The 2,818-nt window shown below is 55.5% G+C and carries 1 protein-coding gene and 2 pseudogenes; all 3 read right to left on the minus strand.

Annotated elements, in window-relative coordinates; all coding sequences use genetic code 11:
• A pseudogene (locus AACY50_RS28480) lies at nt 1-589 on the minus strand (hypothetical protein); the annotation flags it as partial.
• Entirely contained in the window at nt 586-1,536 is a 951-nt protein-coding gene (locus AACY50_RS28485) for a hypothetical protein (protein ID WP_339466828.1), read from the minus strand. The gene AACY50_RS28485 and the pseudogene AACY50_RS28480, both read right to left, overlap by 4 nt.
• Nucleotides 1,533-2,818: pseudogene (locus tag AACY50_RS28490) on the minus strand (toxin VasX); the annotation flags it as partial. The pseudogene AACY50_RS28490 and the gene AACY50_RS28485, both read right to left, overlap by 4 nt.

Genomic DNA, 2,818 nt, shown 5'->3' on the forward strand with positions numbered 1-2,818 from the left:
TGCGCATGCATTCCCACAACGCCATTGCCGTAGTGCCGCCGCCACAGTTGAAGCCCAGCGAAAAGTGCTTGTTGTCTTCCGTGGCTTGCGAGTCGGTGTTTTCGAAAGCGATGACCAGTAGACCCATTGTGGCTTTGCCGGCCTGACTGACTGATGAATGCTGGGTGGCGGCGGCTGTCACGGTTTCCCAAGGGACGATCCAGTACTCGCCGTTTTCGCGGGGGACGCAGACTTCGCGGCGTTGGCGGTTGAAGCGTATAGGTAAGGGGACTTCGCGGAAGAGGCCCTGAATCAAGAAGAAAGTTGGCACGCCAATAATGAACGTCGTCATGACCGCAAAAATATGCATGTCATCGTGATCATTTCGGAACAGATACCCCATGAAAGCAAACAACACCACCATTGGCCAAAGCACCATCACCGCCGAACCGATGCTGTAGTTACCCACATCGAGAAACGCCTCGTTTTTGCGCCAGATGATATTCAGCACATCAGAGGGTTTTCTACCGGTTGGAATCGGCAATGGCGCCAAGTAATCATTGCGCGAAAACATTCTTTTTTTCGTAGTGCCCGCCGGTGGCGTACTCATGACTGCGCCTCCACTCGCCCGGCCAACTCGGCTTCGCGCTTGACGATGGCTTCTTCCAACTCCGGGGAGCGTTTGGTCCATTGCTCCGGGAGGAGTGGTTTTGACCATTCGATGATGTCGGGATTAGAAAGCTCGGGCGGTGGCGATAACTTCCACTCTTGCAACATCATCGCCAGTGGTGCCCCCAAGAGCACTGCAGCAATGATCAGCCACGCTGCCTTGCCAACCTCTTGCGCGACCAAATGATGTCTGATGCCATCCACATATTCACAACAAATGCCCCAAAAGACGCCTCTGCCCCGCAGCTTTTCTCGTCCGCCCTCGAAGTCATTTGTCTGTGGCAAAACTTGCGGGCCAATTTCCATATAACTGCGCATGCATTCCCACAACGCCATTGCCGTGGTGCCGCCACCGCAGTTGAAGCCCAGCGAAAAATGCTTGTTGTCTTCCGTAGCGTGCGGGTCGGGGTTTTCGAAACCGATGACCAGTAGACCCATCGTGGCTTTGCCGGCCTGACTGACTGATGAATGCTGGGTGGCGGCGGCTGTCACGGTTTCCCAAGGGACGATCCAGAATTCGCCATCGTTGCGGGGGACGCAGACTTCGCGGCGTTGGCGGTTGAAGCGTATAGGTAAGGGGACTTCGCGGAAGAGGCCTTGAATCACAAATATTGAAGGGATGCCTATGATCAATAACGCCGCAATCCAGATCAGCCCGGGGTCTGGAGTGATGAAGCCCATAAATACAAATACCATCAGCGACGGCCACATCACCATGACCGTCGAACCGATGCTGTAGTTACCGATATCGAGAAACACCTCGTTCTTGCGCCAGATGGTGTTGAGCACATCACAAGGCTTTTCACCCGTGGGAATGGGCAATGGAGCCAGATAGTCATTACGCGAAAAAATCCTTTTTCCCGTTGTGCCCGCCGGTGGCGTACTCATCGTTTGTCCTTGGGTTGCAGGTAAATGGCGCCGGGATGATCCTCACCGAGCGGATAATTCGGTACACGATCAAGTTCAGGCGTTGGGTCGGCTCGCAGCGCTACGACACCCGTGGAGTTGTTCAAGGTAAAAGCCAAACCTCGCTCCCCGCCGATAAAACTTCGAGCGCCGAGTATCGCGATCAGTGGGGTGCGATAACGCAACCTTAGCGACAACGTGCTGGGTGGTGTGTTCAGCAAGTCTTTCACCTCTTTGAAAGGACCGCTTATACGCAGGCCCTGACCCTCCTCGAACGGTATCCACTGGCAACTGCTGTCGGACAACCAGAAGGGCGTCATATCGCGCCACGGACGGGGTGGCCTGAAATAGTCGCTCGGACTATTTTTGATCAGGTAGCGGTTTGCGAGGGTATCCACCGGGTCACCGACCATGCTCAGCTCCAGGTAGACACTGTTTGGCTCGGCGCCTGGCAAATCGATGGTCAGAGAATCAATGGCGCTGACGAACGCCAGACCGGAACGACCGTTATCAGTCGCCTGATTAGAACTGCTTTGCATGGTGACCCGAGGCGTATAGAGGATGAGGTACAAACGGTCGAGTTCGTCGTGTTGGGCTTTAGGCGCGATGGGGTCCAGATCGATAGCACGCGCTTTAGACCAACAGCAATTGTTCAGGAAGTTTTGCAGCGGTGTTTTCTCAAAAATCCAGGCAGTCAGATACAGTACGCCAAGGCCTAGAATGATCCAGTTCAACGGTCCCATGTAGAGCGTGTAGCGCAAGATGGCGACTTCCGCTGTTACTGAACCGGCCAAGGCGCGGGCGGTATAGCCAAGCCCCAATATCGCTTGGGCGCCGAAGGCTGCTACCTGCCCTCCGACCGCGATCTGACGCATCTGCAGCCATGGATCGACTTGGTTTTGGGCGCTTTCCAATCGTGATTGCAGGGATTGGAATTCGTTTATTGCAGCACCAGTAGAAAGCGCACCAATCACCCCACCAAACAACGTCAGCATTGGTGCGCTTCCCATCCTGCCGCCCGGAAGCTTGACGGACATTTCCTTAACCCCCAACCCCATCCGCACCTGACTATCCACCACCGCCACCAACGCCGCCGCCCCATACAAACTCGCCGACACCGTGTCATTCACTCGCCGGGCATCCATTCCCTCCAGCACCCCGGCCTCGCTCAAATAGTTCTGCACATTCACCACGTTCACCAACAACGCCGCCAACGGCACCACTCCCCCGCTGTTGACCACCACGGGCGAATTCACAATCCGCT

The sequence above is a fragment of the Pseudomonas sp. RA_15y_Pfl2_54 genome (assembly GCF_963971015.1).
Lineage (GTDB): Bacteria > Pseudomonadota > Gammaproteobacteria > Pseudomonadales > Pseudomonadaceae > Aquipseudomonas > Aquipseudomonas baetica_A.

Bases quoted from the DNA above. Each gene is read 5' to 3' on its own strand.
- AACY50_RS28485 (WP_339466828.1), bottom strand. From the start codon at position 1,536: ATGAGTACGCCACCGGCGGGCACAACGGGAAAAAGGATTTTTTCGCGT.